Origin of the sequence: Bartonella sp. AC535YNZD, assembly GCF_042196625.1 — a bacterium.
Classification (GTDB): domain Bacteria; phylum Pseudomonadota; class Alphaproteobacteria; order Rhizobiales; family Rhizobiaceae; genus Bartonella.
Genome location: NZ_JBHIQP010000014.1, coordinates 24,234 through 38,363, shown reverse-complemented (window position 1 = coordinate 38,363; position 14,130 = coordinate 24,234). Strand labels below are relative to the sequence as shown.

Sequence of the window (14,130 nt, the reverse complement as noted above, 5' to 3'; positions counted from 1 at the left end):
ACGTGCAAGCGAATGGTTTTGATTGATTCAAGATAAACAGATTTGAAATGAGACAATCTTACGATATTCGGGATTCTTATTCAATATGAATAACGATTAACTATCATTAAAATCAATATATTGTATGTTCACGGCGGCTTCCAGATCCCAAAGTCTCCCTTCTCTCACAACAGTTACAACTCTTCTTATATATCACGACGCGTATCATGTTAAAGGGCCTATTCTATAATCACCATTGCATAAACGGCCTACACGCTTTATGCTTTCCCTTAAGAGCAAAAGGAAGGTGTCAATGTCATCTAAACTGACGCGTAACCAAACATTGGTTTTAAACACTTTAAAAAATGCAAAAGGGCCTTTAAGTGCTTATGCGATTCTCAATCACTTACGCGAAGAAGGTTTTCGTGCACCTCTCCAAGTTTATCGTGCGTTAGAAAAACTCGTACAGTTAAAGTGTATTCATCGTCTTGAAAGTGTAAATGCCTTTGTGGTCTGTTTACACCCTGAAAACTGTCAACATGAACTTACAACGTTTATAATTTGCGAAAACTGTGGCACAGTCAACGAAATACAAAATCAAACGATTGTAACGAGTTTAAAACAGATGGTTCAAGCTGTTGACTTCCAAGCACATAAAAGCACCCTAGAAGTACGAGGTCTTTGTAAAAAATGCGCAATAAAATAAGACCGCTAACTTGAAAACAAGATCTCTAACTTGCAAGTTTATATATTTAGCATTATGTACCAGGGATCGCCTTTGTTTGAAAAGCTCTTATCGCTCTTGCATGTATATCACCCTACCCTGTAGTGATAGACTTATTATACTCGTTGGAACATAAATATTGGAAGTATAAATCATGTCCGTATCTGAGACAATTTTTTCAACAAAAAATCTCGATAAAACGAAACAAAAAAAAGTAATCAAAGCCCTTCTTATTGTCTTTGCACTTTTTGTGCTTTGGTTTAGCTACAAATGGATAACGCAATGGCGTTATATGTTATCTACTGAAGATGCCTATGTGCAAGGAGATATAGCCGCTATTGCGACTAAATTAAATGGATATATTGAAAAAATTGCCATTAAAGCCAACCAAGTTGTAAAAAAGGACGATGTTTTATTTTACTTAGACAATGGTGATTATCAAATAGCCTTGGATCAAACAGAAGCGCATCTTGACACACAGAAAAAAACACTTCTACGCATTGATGCACAAATCACAGCCGCTCATAGTGCTTTAGATGATGCAAAAGCGCAAAAAGCAGCCGCTTCAGCCATAGCAACCAATGCACAACTCACCTTAAAACGTGTAACAGAACTGAAAGCCAATCGTTATGCCCCTCAATCTGATGTTGATGATGCCAAATCAGCTTATGAACAAGCTATCGCAAATGTTAACCGTGCAGATGCACAAATCGCTGCAGCACGCGCCAATATCCAAGTGCTAGAAGCACAACGAAGTGAAACAGAAAGCCAAACAAAGAGTTTAGAGCTCACACGTGAAAAAGCACAACGTGATCTTGATTCAACTATTATACGCGCGCCATTTGATGGAATCATAGGAAATTTAACAGCAAAAACGGGAGATTTTGTTGTAAATGGCCAACGTCTTGCAGCGTTAGTCCCCATCCATGCACTTTATATTGAAGCAAACTATAAAGAAACACAGTTGCAAAATATTCATGCGGGACAAAAGGCTTATATTTCTGTTGATGCCTTCAAAAAGGAGGTCTTTACAGGAACAGTGCTTTCTATTTCACCGGCAACAGGTGCTGTTTTTTCTCTTCTTCCTCCACAAAACGCTACCGGTAACTTTACAAAGATTGTCCAACGCATTCCTGTACGTATTTCTATTCCAGAAGAAGTCTTAAAGACCGGACATATCCGAGCAGGAATGAGTGTTTCAGTAGAAGTTGATACACGTACAAAGCCACAAGATAAAAGTCTCTTATAATAACAAGCAAATGACCTCATTATTATGACATCTTCAATACCAAAGCCCATACAGTCTCAAGAGCGTATAGAAATCCGTAGCATTGTGATTTTTATAGTTATGGCCTTTGGCATGTTCATGGCCATTTTGGATATACAAATCGTTGCCTCCTCTTTAGCCGAAGTTCAAGCTGGTCTTTCTGCGAGCTCTGAAGAAATTTCATGGGTTCAAACCTCCTATCTCATCGCTGAAGTCATCATGTTGCCCCTTTCTGGATTCTTAGGACGATTGCTTTCAACACGTGTTTTCTTCACCATATCAGCGATCGGGTTTACGATTACTTCTGTTCTTTGTGCAACAGCAACATCTATTGGAGAGATGATTATCTACCGTGCATTGCAAGGTTTTATTGGTGGAGGAATTATCCCAAGTGTTTTTGTCGCCTCTTATGTTCTTTTTCCTCCTTCCAAACGCCCAATTGTTACCCCTATTGTTGGACTAGTCGCAACATTAGCCCCCACTATTGGTCCAACGGTCGGAGGTTATCTTTGTCATATCTTATCATGGCACTGGCTTTTTCTCATTAATGTGCCTTTTGGGATTATTATTTCAATTCTCGCTTGGAAGTTGATTGATTTTGATAAAGCAAATCCATCTCTCATGGCTAAATTTGACTGGTTGGGGCTCATTTCTATGGCTGTTTTTCTAGGAACTTTAGAGTATGTACTAGAAGAGGGCGCACGTCATGATTGGCTGAATGATGAGCTGGTTCGGAATTTATTTATTATCATGATTCTTGCTGCAGCCTTATTCTTCTGGCGTGCTTTTACAGCAAAAGAACCCATTGTAGATCTCTCTACTTTTTCTAATTTTAATTTTTCAGCTGCATCCATTTTTTCCTTTTCTTTGGGAATAGGTCTTTATGGACTCACGTACCTTTATCCTGTCTATTTAAGCCAAATCCGCCATTATGATGCCCTGATGATTGGAGAAACATTGTTTCTTTCAGGATTCGTCATGTTATTAACTGCTCCCCTTGCAGGATTCCTTTCAGCACGAATGGATGCACGTTTAATGATGGCAATAGGACTTTTTGGTTTTGCAATAGGCACTTGGATGGCTAGCGCTATCACAGATAAGTGGGATTTTTGGCAGCTTTTTTGGCCACAAGTTTTCCGTGGTGCTTCTGTAATGTTATGTATGGTTCCTATTAATAATATTGCCTTGGGAACACTTCCACCAGAACGAATGCAAAATGCTTCTGGACTCTTTAATCTCACACGGAATCTAGGTGGTGCTGTAGGGCTTGCCATTATCAGCACTCTTATGACAAAACGCACAGACTTTCATTATGAACGAATAGCCGAAACACTTAACCACGCAAACAGACAAGCAACTGAAATGCTTTCAAAGCTTATTTTATTATTCAAAACAGAAACCTTTGATTCCTACACTCTTGCTCTTTCTCAATTGTTTAATATAGCACGCATACAAGCAATGATTATGGCTTTTAGTGATATTTTCTTTATCATAACCATTATCTTTGGTGTTTTAGCATTTATGACCATGTTTCTCAAAAAAATACCATCCCTCATGGATTCACCACCAAGACACTAAGATTCATTAAAATTGAAGAATATTTTTGATTTTTATCACTTTCCTCGATTTTTTCACTTTATCTCTTCTCAAGAGACAATATAAATTAACATGTGATTCTAAATGATTCTTCTGATAAAAATCCTTTTCAATGCGAGCTCTTTACGCACTTTTAAAATAACGTCTCGCATATAAAAATTGTTTTAGATGATAATAAACAAAGAGCTTACCTAACATGCTCCACACTATAAAGATAAAGCAGCTATTTCTATCAGATTTTTGATTTATCACCATAGGGCACAAAAGATTAAAAGATTCTTTGCCCTTTACTCTTTTGAGTCTTACAAGAATATTCATAAAAGATTTATGATTCTTGTGATTTTTATTCACGCACCTATTTCCCTTATAATGTGTAGGATAACGTTTTTTGATTCTGAATGCAAAATTTTACATGAAAAAATCATTTTGTATTTGATCCTCTCATGCCAATTGCAAAACAAGTTGTCTTGATAGCAAAAAAGTAATGGAGAGTTTTTTCAAAAAAGCAGCTTTTAAACATGTAATTTTATTTTTTACGCCCTTTTAAAGAAGCTAATACTTACAGTTTTGATTCTACTGCCGCGTATTTTTCTTTCTTAAAGCCTCTTCTCTTTCGATAGGCGCTAAAATTGTATAAAATTTCTTAAAATATCTCTCTTTTTGAATAAAATTGATCAATAAATGATCCCCTTCTATGCCCTACTCTTACCATGGTGGCTCCATAACTGTTAATGACAGAAATTCCCTCACATCTTCAATAGTAAACGTCTAGACACTTGTTTAACCTCTCAAAAATGCACATTCGTCGCTATTGAATCCACCTCCAAATACTTTAGAAAGGCTTCTAAGATTCTCTTCCCGATAGGCAAATAATCATTTCTGATGTGAAAAATTCAGTGGTATAAACGAAAAGCTCTCGTAGTCATGACATTGATTTATAATCATAATTTATGATGTTGTCTATTATAATGAGCAATCTGAATATTGTGAGAGTTTTCTATTCAAAACCTGTTCATGATAAATCAATCAAAATCATTCCCTTGCGCACGAAAAGCAGAGAGATAAAAACGGTTTAAAAAAGAGTAAAATACCGAATCGTTTCTATGCAAGATCTACCAACGATATTGAGAACTAAAAAATTATATGATGATACCGGCTTTAAAAGAATACAAAACCACTCAAAAATATGTTTCCTTTAATCCTGTAAAATATGACGCTATTTCAAAAAAAATGCGCTTTTAATATATTTCTAGTCACTTAACTGAAATTATTAAAAATAAGAAACCTGTCACATAAAGAAAAGGCTTTATAACACAATCGTAATGCAACGACCCCCAAAATTTGTACCGCATCAACATTTTGACACTAATCAAAACAGTATAACCCACCTCAATGCCAGCACTGTTGCAAACGCAATAAATACAGTCTTCAAGCCACTTTATGATGCTGAAAACGACTTGTAACGGCTCGTGCTCCACTAGGAGCCAAAGTGCCATAACACCCAGCAAGATAGTTTGGTATCAGTTCCAACGCTTGAAACCGATGTTTTTCGTAAGGACCAGGCATTGCCAAATTTTCTGTTAAGCGATTTGAAAAGCCAAAACGTTGATAAAATTCAAAATCCCCTACCAATAAAATAGCGCCATATCCCAATTTTTTTGCTGTTTCAATTGCATGGCGGACTAAAATTGATCCTATTCCCATACCAGCACATTCAGCGGCAACAGCCAAAGGTCCCAAGAGTAAAGCATGTTGTGTTTCATTTTTTTCTTTAAAAAAAGAAACATGCCAAAGACGTACACTTCCCACAAGCTCTCCCAGAGCATTTTTAACCACAAAAGAAAGCCCTTGAGCAGCTAGCCGACCACGCCGTAAAGTCTCTGATGATTTACGTTTACGTCCATACCCCATCGTTGAATCAAGCAAAATTTCTCGATAAGGCTTATCGGCTTCTTGCTCCAATAAAAGTGTAAAACATGCCCCATTTTTTGTTCGAAAATTAATCATGTTCATCTCTATAACCGCCCTCTTATAGCGTAATGACAAGCATCGCAAAAGTCTAATAACCCTATCGTCAAAAAGAAACGTCAGATCACATATGATCGTAAAGGCTCAAAACCATTAAAAGCAACAGATGCATAAGTTGTTGTGTAAGCACCCGTTCCATGAATCAATATCTCATCTCCTATCGTTAGAGATAGAGGAAGTGGATAAGGTGTTTTTTCGTAAAGCACATCTGCCGAATCGCATGTTGGTCCAGCCAAAATACAAGGCTCCATCACCTTATCATCATGAGGTGTCTCAATGGGATAACGAATAGCCTCATCCATAGTCTCAGCAAGGCCATTAAATTTCCCAATATCAAGATAAACCCATCGTACATTATCATTGTCAGCTTTTTTAGATATCAAAACAACTTCTGTGCGAATAACACCAGCATTGCCAACCATTGCACGCCCTGGCTCAATAATCGTCTCAGGGATACGATTACCAAAATGCTTTTTCAATGAATCAAAAACAGCGGTACCATAAGCTTGCTCTGTAGGAACATCTTTCAAATAACGGGTTGGAAAACCGCCTCCCATATTCACCAATTTCAGTGATATACCTTCTTGTTCCAAACGCTTAAATACTGTAGCAGCATCTGATAAAGCACGATCCCACGCACTCAAATCAACCTGCTGCGACCCAACATGAAAAGAAACACCATAAGCTTGCAAACCTAATTGGTGTGCCCGTCTTAGCACATCAACCGCCATAGCAGGGACACAACCGAATTTGCGTGACAATGGCCACTCTGCACCTTTTCCATCGGTAAGAACACGGCAAAAAACACGCACTCCTGGAGCAACACGCGCAATTTTTTCCACTTCTTCAACACAATCAACTGCATAAAGTGAAACACCCAATGCATATGCTCGCGCAATATCACGCTCTTTTTTAATCGTATTTCCAAAAGAAATACGCTCTGGCGTTGCCCCTGCTTTTAAAGCCATTTCAATTTCTGCAACAGAAGCCGCATCAAAAGAAGATCCTAAAGAACTCAGCAAACGCAAGATTTCAGGAGCTGGATTCGCCTTTATTGCGTAAAAAATACGAGACTGTGGTAGAGCTTTTTCAAAATTTAAATAGTTGTCACGAACAACATCAAGGTCAACAATTAAGCATGGACCTTCAGAACGATGTGTTGCAAGAAAATCGCGAATACGTTGTGTTGCCATCTGCAATTCTCCTTGAGGAAAAGCTTCCTCACTCTACGCTTAGACAGCCAAAACTGCCAAAAGCTAAAGGACAAAAAACACACAACAACTATCCCCATTCTGATTACAAAAAATCAGAAATTAGCATTGCATGCAGCGAAAGAACAGCGCGAAGCCGCGTTATTCTATTTTATCTGCCTTTTTGATTGGAGTTGAGAAAACCACTTCCGCACTGAAGGCAATGAGGTGTGCCTCTATAGTTATCCCAGTATTTAAAAACTGGAAGACACCAGAAAGGCCCGCACCGTCGTTGCTTCAAGATGTCCTCATTCTTGCAATTGGCTGTAAGAATGACTGGAGCGGTTAGTTCCAGGTACCGTACCGGTTAATCTCACCATTTGAGAACCAGCGGACACCCACAGGCACGTGCGACTTTGGGCAAGGCATCCTATAAAACGAATCCTTTCTCATTTCAATCATTTTTTTAATTTTAAACATTTTTTAATTCTTAAAGATAAAATGATGCGAAAAAACAACACTCTCCTCCTCTAACAGACAAAACCATCCCTCTGCTTTCATGGGATTCCCCCCTTACACCATCCGTACGACATCAAGCACTATCTTGCTTTAAAAGCCCCTCGTTTCTTTACCCTATTCTATCTCCTAATATCTGCAGCAGAAAATAACACAAAATAAATTACTCAACACATTAATTTATAACGATAATTTATTATTTTGCTCTTAAACAAAAATCCCATCATAAAATTCTCTCATTTCCCTCCCTTAATAATAAATCAAGAAAAATCATTCTCTTGCGCATCACAAGCAGAAAACAATATATGAATAAAAAACAATTGAAAAAAAGAGTAAAATCCCCCCTTAATATATCCCCTCAAATGCAAGGACTAGTAACATGGAAAACAGGGCGGGGATCGACTAAAGCACCATCATCTTTAAAAAACATGATATCTCCCCACAAAACGCCATTATCTTTCTCATCTACATCTTAAAAACATCCCTGCTTCTACATCTATTTCACAACATCGCTTAAGAAAGATATCATGCCCCCGTATAATATAGCTCATATGATATAGATCAACGGCATATCACCATCTTTATGTTTATGAAGTGACATAACTAACGTCCCCGCTTTATCTGCCAACTTCCAATATTGCAGAAACTCCTCCATTGAGATGTGTCATATTATCTTAAATAGTTTTGCTCATACATTGCTCCCATTTGTAATATACAAATGAATGAGATTGTGTAATTCGTCATCATCAAATCCGAAAGAAGTAAATTTCACGATATTCAACCCTTATTATTCAAATTTAAATAAATTATCATTTATAAATCAATGTACTATATGAAATTCTAAAATCATAAGCTCCTATTATCATTCTATTTCTCTTAACTTTGCTGCTGCTCTTTTATCTTCTCTCGTGAATCATATCTTATTCATTCACACACTCTTCTCTTAAAACTATAGATCCCGCTCCTCTGCGCTGTTGGGAAACAGCTTTTTTATTTTAAAATGAACAATATTGGAGAACTCACTCCTATAAAATCAAGAAGAGCAAACGATCTATAATCATTATTTGTAAATCAACAAATTAACGTAAAAAAAAGACCGAACAACATCCGGTCTTATAAAACTTTTCTACCAATATTAAAAACGCTTCTCTCTTAAATTTAAGAGAAAAAAGCTAGAATTTAAATCCCTACACGACGATATCGTTATGTCCCTTGATGAGAATCAATTGCCCGCAACTTCAACAATTGGAATTGCCTATGGCGCTCACGAAAGCGTTCTCTATCAGCTTCACTGCGTGTGTTATAACAAGCGTCACAGGAAACACCTTCTTCATAATGAGGCGATAACTTGCTTTCAGTATTGAGAGGAGAACGACATGCGCGACATAATTCGCGTCCACATTCTTCAAGACCATGTTGAACAGAAACACGCTCATCAAAAACAAAGCACTCACCCCACCATAAACTTTTTTCTTTTGGAATTTTTTCTAAATATTTTAAAATGCCACCTTTTAAATGGTAGACTTGCTCATAACCAAGATCACGAACATAAGCTGTTGATTTTTCACACCGAATACCACCTGTACAAAACATGGCAATTTTCTTTTTCTTTTTTAAATCAGCCTCATGTTTACGCACCCATTCAGGAAATTCGCGAAATGTTTTAATCTGCGGATCAATCGCTCCTTGAAAACTCCCAATCGCATATTCATAGTCATTCCGTGTATCAATCAAAATTGTCTCTTCATCTTGAATAAGAGCATTCCAATCTTCAGGATCGACGTAAGTACCAACAACTTTTAGCGGATCAACACCTTCAACCCCCATTGTCACAATCTCTTTTTTCAACCGCACTTTCATACGATGAAAAGGCATCTTTGATGCCCATGAATATTTAATCTCCGGCGTTTGAAACGCTGGCTCCGCCACAATAAAATCCACCAATGCCTCAATCGCAGCACAAGAACCAGCAACAGTTCCATTAATTCCCTCTTGTGCTAAAAGGAGGGTTCCTTTGATATCCTTTGCTTGACATAAATCCTGCAAAGGTTTTTGTAATTGACGATAATGCTTCAAATCTGCAAAGCAATAAAGTGCAGCAACTTTAAAATTCTTTTCCATGTGTTTTGCCATAACGCGCGTTTCATTCAATTTCAAGATTTATTCATGTACTCTTTAACATATTGTGCTTAATCAAACGATACAAATAATATCATCTCCAAGAAGAAAAAATATCATGTGCCAAAAAAGAGAAAAGCTTTTATTATATCTCCAAGGACAAACTGTTATACCTGTTTTGCTCATTGACAATCTACAAAGTGCTGTACCCTTAGCACGCGCTCTTGTCAAAGGCGGATTAAAAACAATTGAGATCACCTTGCGAACACCAAATGCCCTCAAAGCAATTCAGAAAATTACCCAAGAAGTCCCTGAAGCAATCGTTGGCGCTGGAACAGTTCTCAACACGATACACTACGAGCAAGCCGAACAAGCAGGCGCAAAGTTTATTGTAAGCCCCGGATTATCCAATGAATTAATCAATTGTGCAAAAAATAGTGAAATTCCCCTTCTTCCCGCTGCAATGACCCCAAGTGAACTCATGCAAGCATTAAACAAAGGCTATTCATATCTTAAATTTTTCCCAGCTGAAGCTGCTGGAGGTATTTCATTCATCGAAGCTTTAGCATCTCCCTTCTCTGATATCCGGTTTTGCCCAACAGGCGGTATTACACAAAAAAGTGCAATACAATGGCTCCAACTGCCCAATGTCTTCTGCGTTGGTGGTTCTTGGATAGCACCCCAACCGCTCATCGCAATAAGTGATTGGGATTCGATTACTGCATTAGCGCATACTGCAACACAACTCTCCTCTCTATCGAAAAAAGCGCGCTCTACAACATAAGTAGCGGGAGCATTGTTAGCCCCTTCAACAAGACTAAAACCTTCACACATCCTTGCGCAATCTTTTAACATTGCCATCGAACCACAAATCATCACCCGATCTTCATCAGGGTGAATTTTAGGAAGGCCTGTTGTTTCAAAGCCACTTATTTCAAAAAAATCTCCACTTTCCATAACAGTCGTAATACGGCCCATATGCTCAGAAGGTTCACGAGTCGTCATAGGATAAAATCTCAACTGTTGTGCATACTCTCCAATGAGTGGATCTTGTTGCAAAGAGGAAACAAGATCTTTTGCACAAATTAATCCATTCTTTTCTCGCGTTATTTAAATAAGAACAACTTCTGCAAATTTTTCATAAATGTCAGGATCACGAATAAAGCTTGCAAAAGGACCCCCCCCCGTACCGGTTTGAAAGAAGATAAAGCACCAATTTTCCCACTCATTACTCCACAAAAGCGCGCTCTACAACATAAGTAGCAGGAGCATTGTTAGCCCCTTCAACAAGACCAAAACCTTCACACATCCTTGCGCAATCTTTTAACATTGCCATGGAACCACAAATCATCACCCGATCTTCATCAGGATGAATTTTAGGAAGGCCAGTTGTTTCAAAAAAATCTCCACTTTCCATAACAGTCGTAATACGGCCCATATGCTCAGAAGGTTCACGAGTCGTCATAGGATAAAATCTCAACTGTTGTGCATACTCTCCAATGAGTGGATCTTGTTGCAAAGAGGAAACAAGATCTTTTGCATAAATTAACTCATTCTTTTCGCGCGTTGTTTGAATAAGGACAACTTCTGAAAATTTTTCATAAGTGTCAGGATCACGAATAAGGCTTGCAAAAGGAGCAATCCCCGTCCCAGTTGAAAGAAGATAAAGACGTTTTCCAGGAATAAGAGCATCAAGAACCAACGTTCCTGTAGATTTTTTACGCATGAGAACTGTATCACCAATTTTAATTTTTTGGAGATGCTCGGTTAATGGCCCTCCTGGAACTTTTATCGAAAAAAACTCAAGCTGTTCATCCCAAAAAGGACTTGCAATCGAATAAGCACGATAAATTGGCTTTTCTGCATTTGGCAAACCGATCATAACAAATTCACCTGAACGAAAACGAAAACTTTCCGGACGATTCAGGCGAAATTTAAATAATCGATCTGTATAGTGAAAAACCTCTTGGACAGTAAGAGCGAATACATTCGCAGGAATCGGAAAATTTGCAACGCTGCTGATGTTTGACGGAACATTGGTAGCAGACGTATTCATACTCTTCCCCATATCTTTATTGACTATTAAATTTCGAATCCCTGACGTGATATAATCCTTGTATAATCATCTGCCAACAATTTTCTTAAACCAAAAGCCTTAAGATTAACACTTTTATGTCAAAATTAATCGAATGAAAAAAATGTGAATACAAATCATATTCAAAGAGAAACAAAAACATCGAGTGTTAAGCAATCACGGTACTCTTTTCCACTTTAACACATAATGCATAGTATACAGTGTGCCGCTACAACACTTTATTCTCTTTGCAAAATTTATAACCGAAAACCTTAAAATTAAGAGAGAAAAAACATCTGTGGATTGAACGATAAACGCACGACTCCACAACAAAGTTTTCGGCATTACATCCATTGTTTTCTTTACTGACCTTTTTACACTGCCCTTTCCATAAATAAATGAGTCGAACACCTTCTATGATCGATAAATTGATTTCACTAAAAACCAATCAAACGATAAAAAGCAAATATCGTATTCCCACTTCATCTTGAAAAGAAATAATGTCCAAATCAACAGCTATTGATGTATCAGAAAGTGTTTATACACTCTTTCCCATTTAACAAAAGTAACTTTAAATGCATAAGATGACATCCAAAATTACACAGATGAGTGATCTTCCCCTTTATGGTAAAAACTTGTAATGCATTGATTTAACGTGGTTAATTTAATCATTTTACCTTCTCTAAATAAGCAGCCAATGCAATATTTAATCAAAACAATCATACCAGCAACAATAGTCTAACATTGCACTCTTCAAAATGATACAATACAATAAACTATGCTTTCTTTTTTAAGAAGCCTCAATTAAAAATAAATAAAAAAAATAAAAATCTATGCTTCACAAATTATCAGAAAACACCATGTTGATAACAACACAAATAAAACTAAAGTATCTCTTATATCCAGAGTAGCATTTTACATAAAAAACGACTTTAATGGCAGTATAGGCTTCTTATGATTTTGACCATAGCAAACCGTATCTTTCATCTCTCATAAGTAACCTCTATAAAATAACCAAAGAAAACTGCGTATTTCACGAATACAGATAAGATTTTAAAATGAAAAATTCCGTTAATGACGAAATAAATACATCACTCTATGCAGCTGTCGCAACCATTGATGTCAGTGCCATTGTTGCCAATTATATCACTTTAGCCAAACGTGTAGCCCCAACAGAATGTTCAGCAGTTGTAAAAGCAAATGCTTATGGATTAGGCGTTCACAAAATTGCTCCTGCCCTTTATCAAGCTGGTTGTCGCACTTTTTTTGTCGCACAAATCAGAGAAGCACTCCAATTAAAAAGCATTTTACCATCAAATGTCATGATTGCCATTCTGAATGGACTTCCACACTTAGCAGAAGAATTTGTCGCACAGTCTGGTATTGTTCCGGTTTTGAACTCTTGGAATGCCATTGAAAATTGGCAAAAAATTTGTCAAAAAAAAGATAAAAAATTTCCAGCAATTGTTCAAATCGATACCCATATGAACCGATTAGGACTTGATCAAAAAGAATTACAAAAGCTCATCAAACACCCTACAATTTTCGAAAAAGCAGACATAAAATATATTCTCAGTCATCTTGCTAACGGAGAAGATGATACCCACCCATCAAATTATGCCCAATTAACTTCTTTCAAAACTGCCCTTGCGCAACTACCAACCTGTAGAGCTTCCTTTGCCAATTCTGGAGGTATTTTTTTAGGATCAGATTTTTATTTTGATCTTGTTCGCCCCGGTATTGCACTTTACGGAAGCGCCCCCTCAGGAAAACACGCATCCCTTCTAAAACCTGTTTTAAAACTTGAAGCTCAAGTTCTTCAAAACCGTGTTGTTGATGTAGATACACCTGTTGGTTATGCAGAAAGCTTTATAACCAACAGACCAAGCACTCTTGCAACCATTTCTATAGGCTACGCAGACGGCTGGCTCCGTGCTCTTTCGAATAAAGGAACTGTTTATTTCAACGGGCACAAACTTCCCATGGTTGGGCGGGTTTCTATGGATTCCATTATTGTAGATACGACCGATCTTGAACAAAAACCTCAAACAGGTGACTGGATCGAACTCATTGGTCCCCATCAAACACTTGAAAAAGTATCTGTAGATGCCAACACCCTTCCCAATGAAATTCTAACATCTCTTGGCTCCCGCTATAAATACATTTACACATAAAAACTCTTTAGCCATAAAGAAATAAATTGATAAAAATCATCATTTTAGAAAATTGAGGGGCTTTTACAAAAGATTTTACAACAATCAACCACACAGAATGGTCACAGACACCGTACATTCACAGAAATCTCAAAACAGACAAGTTGATGGACTATTTTATGGAAGTAGCTTTCATCTAAAATACAAAAACTTAACCTTTCCCCATAAATTGACAAAAAAGAATCTACTACAAATTTTTTAAAATTAATTTCCCAATTAAAATCATTCGCTTGCATACCACAAACTGGATTATGTGTAGATAAAAATGATTTAAGAAAAGAATAATGCCTCTTATGAACCATAGTGCCAAGAGCTATAACATTAGGCGCTGGCAAAATGTATGATAGTGCCGGCTTATTCCGTTATGAAGTGTAAAGATTGGGGGGGCTCTTAATAGATTTATCGTTCCACTCACAAGCGCCGTC

At 37.3% G+C, this 14,130-nt stretch carries 9 protein-coding genes and 1 pseudogene; 5 read left to right on the top strand and 5 right to left on the bottom strand.

All coding sequences use genetic code 11. The annotated features are described in order from the left end of the window. Window positions 1–292 precede the first annotated feature (292 nt). The 3 genes from ACFIM8_RS07765 (at window position 293) to ACFIM8_RS07755 (ending at window position 3,548) form a co-directional block, all read left to right on the top strand. Window positions 293–685: a Fur family transcriptional regulator gene (locus ACFIM8_RS07765; RefSeq protein WP_375607344.1), complete on the top strand. Its 393-nt coding sequence runs from the start codon at window positions 293–295 to the stop codon at window positions 683–685. A gap of 172 nt (window positions 686–857) precedes the next feature. Further along, the gene (locus ACFIM8_RS07760) at window positions 858–1,952 is read left to right on the top strand and encodes an HlyD family secretion protein (protein ID WP_375607345.1); all 1,095 of its coding nucleotides are present in this window, start codon (window positions 858–860) and stop codon (window positions 1,950–1,952) included. 24 nt (window positions 1,953–1,976) lie between these two features. Continuing rightward, a complete protein-coding gene (locus tag ACFIM8_RS07755; protein WP_375607346.1) occupies window positions 1,977–3,548 on the top strand; it encodes a DHA2 family efflux MFS transporter permease subunit in 1,572 nt (523 codons plus the stop codon). A gap of 1,446 nt (window positions 3,549–4,994) precedes the next feature. Here ACFIM8_RS07755 and ACFIM8_RS07750 read toward each other — a convergent pair. From ACFIM8_RS07750 to ACFIM8_RS07740, 3 genes are all read right to left on the bottom strand, one after another. Then, window positions 4,995–5,579 carry a GNAT family N-acetyltransferase gene (locus ACFIM8_RS07750; RefSeq protein ID WP_375614756.1) on the bottom strand — a complete coding sequence of 195 codons (585 nt, stop codon included), beginning with the start codon at window positions 5,577–5,579 and terminating at the stop codon, window positions 4,995–4,997. Window positions 5,580–5,653: 74 nt separating this feature from the next. Next, window positions 5,654–6,787: a type III PLP-dependent enzyme gene (locus ACFIM8_RS07745; RefSeq protein WP_375609695.1), complete on the bottom strand. Its 1,134-nt coding sequence runs from the start codon at window positions 6,785–6,787 to the stop codon at window positions 5,654–5,656. A 1,716-nt stretch (window positions 6,788–8,503) separates the two neighbouring features. Next, on the bottom strand, window positions 8,504–9,421 hold the full coding sequence (locus tag ACFIM8_RS07740; RefSeq protein ID WP_375607349.1) for a rhodanese-related sulfurtransferase: 918 nt from the start codon (window positions 9,419–9,421) through the stop codon (window positions 8,504–8,506). Between the two features lie 115 nt (window positions 9,422–9,536). Between ACFIM8_RS07740 and eda the strand changes: the two genes are divergently transcribed. Next, window positions 9,537–10,202: a bifunctional 4-hydroxy-2-oxoglutarate aldolase/2-dehydro-3-deoxy-phosphogluconate aldolase gene (gene eda / locus ACFIM8_RS07735; RefSeq protein WP_375609694.1), complete on the top strand. Its 666-nt coding sequence runs from the start codon at window positions 9,537–9,539 to the stop codon at window positions 10,200–10,202. On the opposite strand, the pseudogene ACFIM8_RS07730 reads toward eda, so the two are convergent. Both ACFIM8_RS07730 and ACFIM8_RS07725 read right to left on the bottom strand, forming a co-directional pair. Beyond that, window positions 10,181–10,612 (bottom strand): annotated as a pseudogene (locus ACFIM8_RS07730) (ferredoxin--NADP reductase); the annotation flags it as partial. The gene eda and the pseudogene ACFIM8_RS07730 overlap by 22 nt on opposite strands. 34 nt (window positions 10,613–10,646) lie before the next feature. After that, a complete protein-coding gene (locus tag ACFIM8_RS07725; RefSeq protein ID WP_375607351.1) occupies window positions 10,647–11,474 on the bottom strand; it encodes a ferredoxin--NADP reductase in 828 nt (275 codons plus the stop codon). A gap of 1,076 nt (window positions 11,475–12,550) precedes the next feature. Between ACFIM8_RS07725 and alr the strand changes: the two genes are divergently transcribed. Continuing rightward, the gene (alr, locus tag ACFIM8_RS07720) at window positions 12,551–13,666 is read left to right on the top strand and encodes an alanine racemase (protein WP_375614755.1); all 1,116 of its coding nucleotides are present in this window, start codon (window positions 12,551–12,553) and stop codon (window positions 13,664–13,666) included. Window positions 13,667–14,130: the final 464 nt, after the last annotated feature.

What these genes read in the sequence shown, in the direction of transcription:
- ACFIM8_RS07760 (WP_375607345.1), top strand. Translation starts at nt 858, where the DNA reads ATGTCCGTATCTGAGACAATTTTTTCAACAAAAAATCTCGATAAAACG.
- eda (WP_375609694.1), top strand. Translation starts at nt 9,537, where the DNA reads ATGTGCCAAAAAAGAGAAAAGCTTTTATTATATCTCCAAGGACAAACT.
- ACFIM8_RS07750 (WP_375614756.1), bottom strand. Translation starts at nt 5,579, where the DNA reads ATGAACATGATTAATTTTCGAACAAAAAATGGGGCATGTTTTACACTT.
- alr (WP_375614755.1), top strand. Translation starts at nt 12,551, where the DNA reads ATGAAAAATTCCGTTAATGACGAAATAAATACATCACTCTATGCAGCT.
- ACFIM8_RS07740 (WP_375607349.1), bottom strand. Translation starts at nt 9,421, where the DNA reads ATGGAAAAGAATTTTAAAGTTGCTGCACTTTATTGCTTTGCAGATTTG.
- ACFIM8_RS07765 (WP_375607344.1), top strand. Translation starts at nt 293, where the DNA reads ATGTCATCTAAACTGACGCGTAACCAAACATTGGTTTTAAACACTTTA.
- ACFIM8_RS07725 (WP_375607351.1), bottom strand. Translation starts at nt 11,474, where the DNA reads ATGAATACGTCTGCTACCAATGTTCCGTCAAACATCAGCAGCGTTGCA.
- ACFIM8_RS07745 (WP_375609695.1), bottom strand. Translation starts at nt 6,787, where the DNA reads ATGGCAACACAACGTATTCGCGATTTTCTTGCAACACATCGTTCTGAA.
- ACFIM8_RS07755 (WP_375607346.1), top strand. Translation starts at nt 1,977, where the DNA reads ATGACATCTTCAATACCAAAGCCCATACAGTCTCAAGAGCGTATAGAA.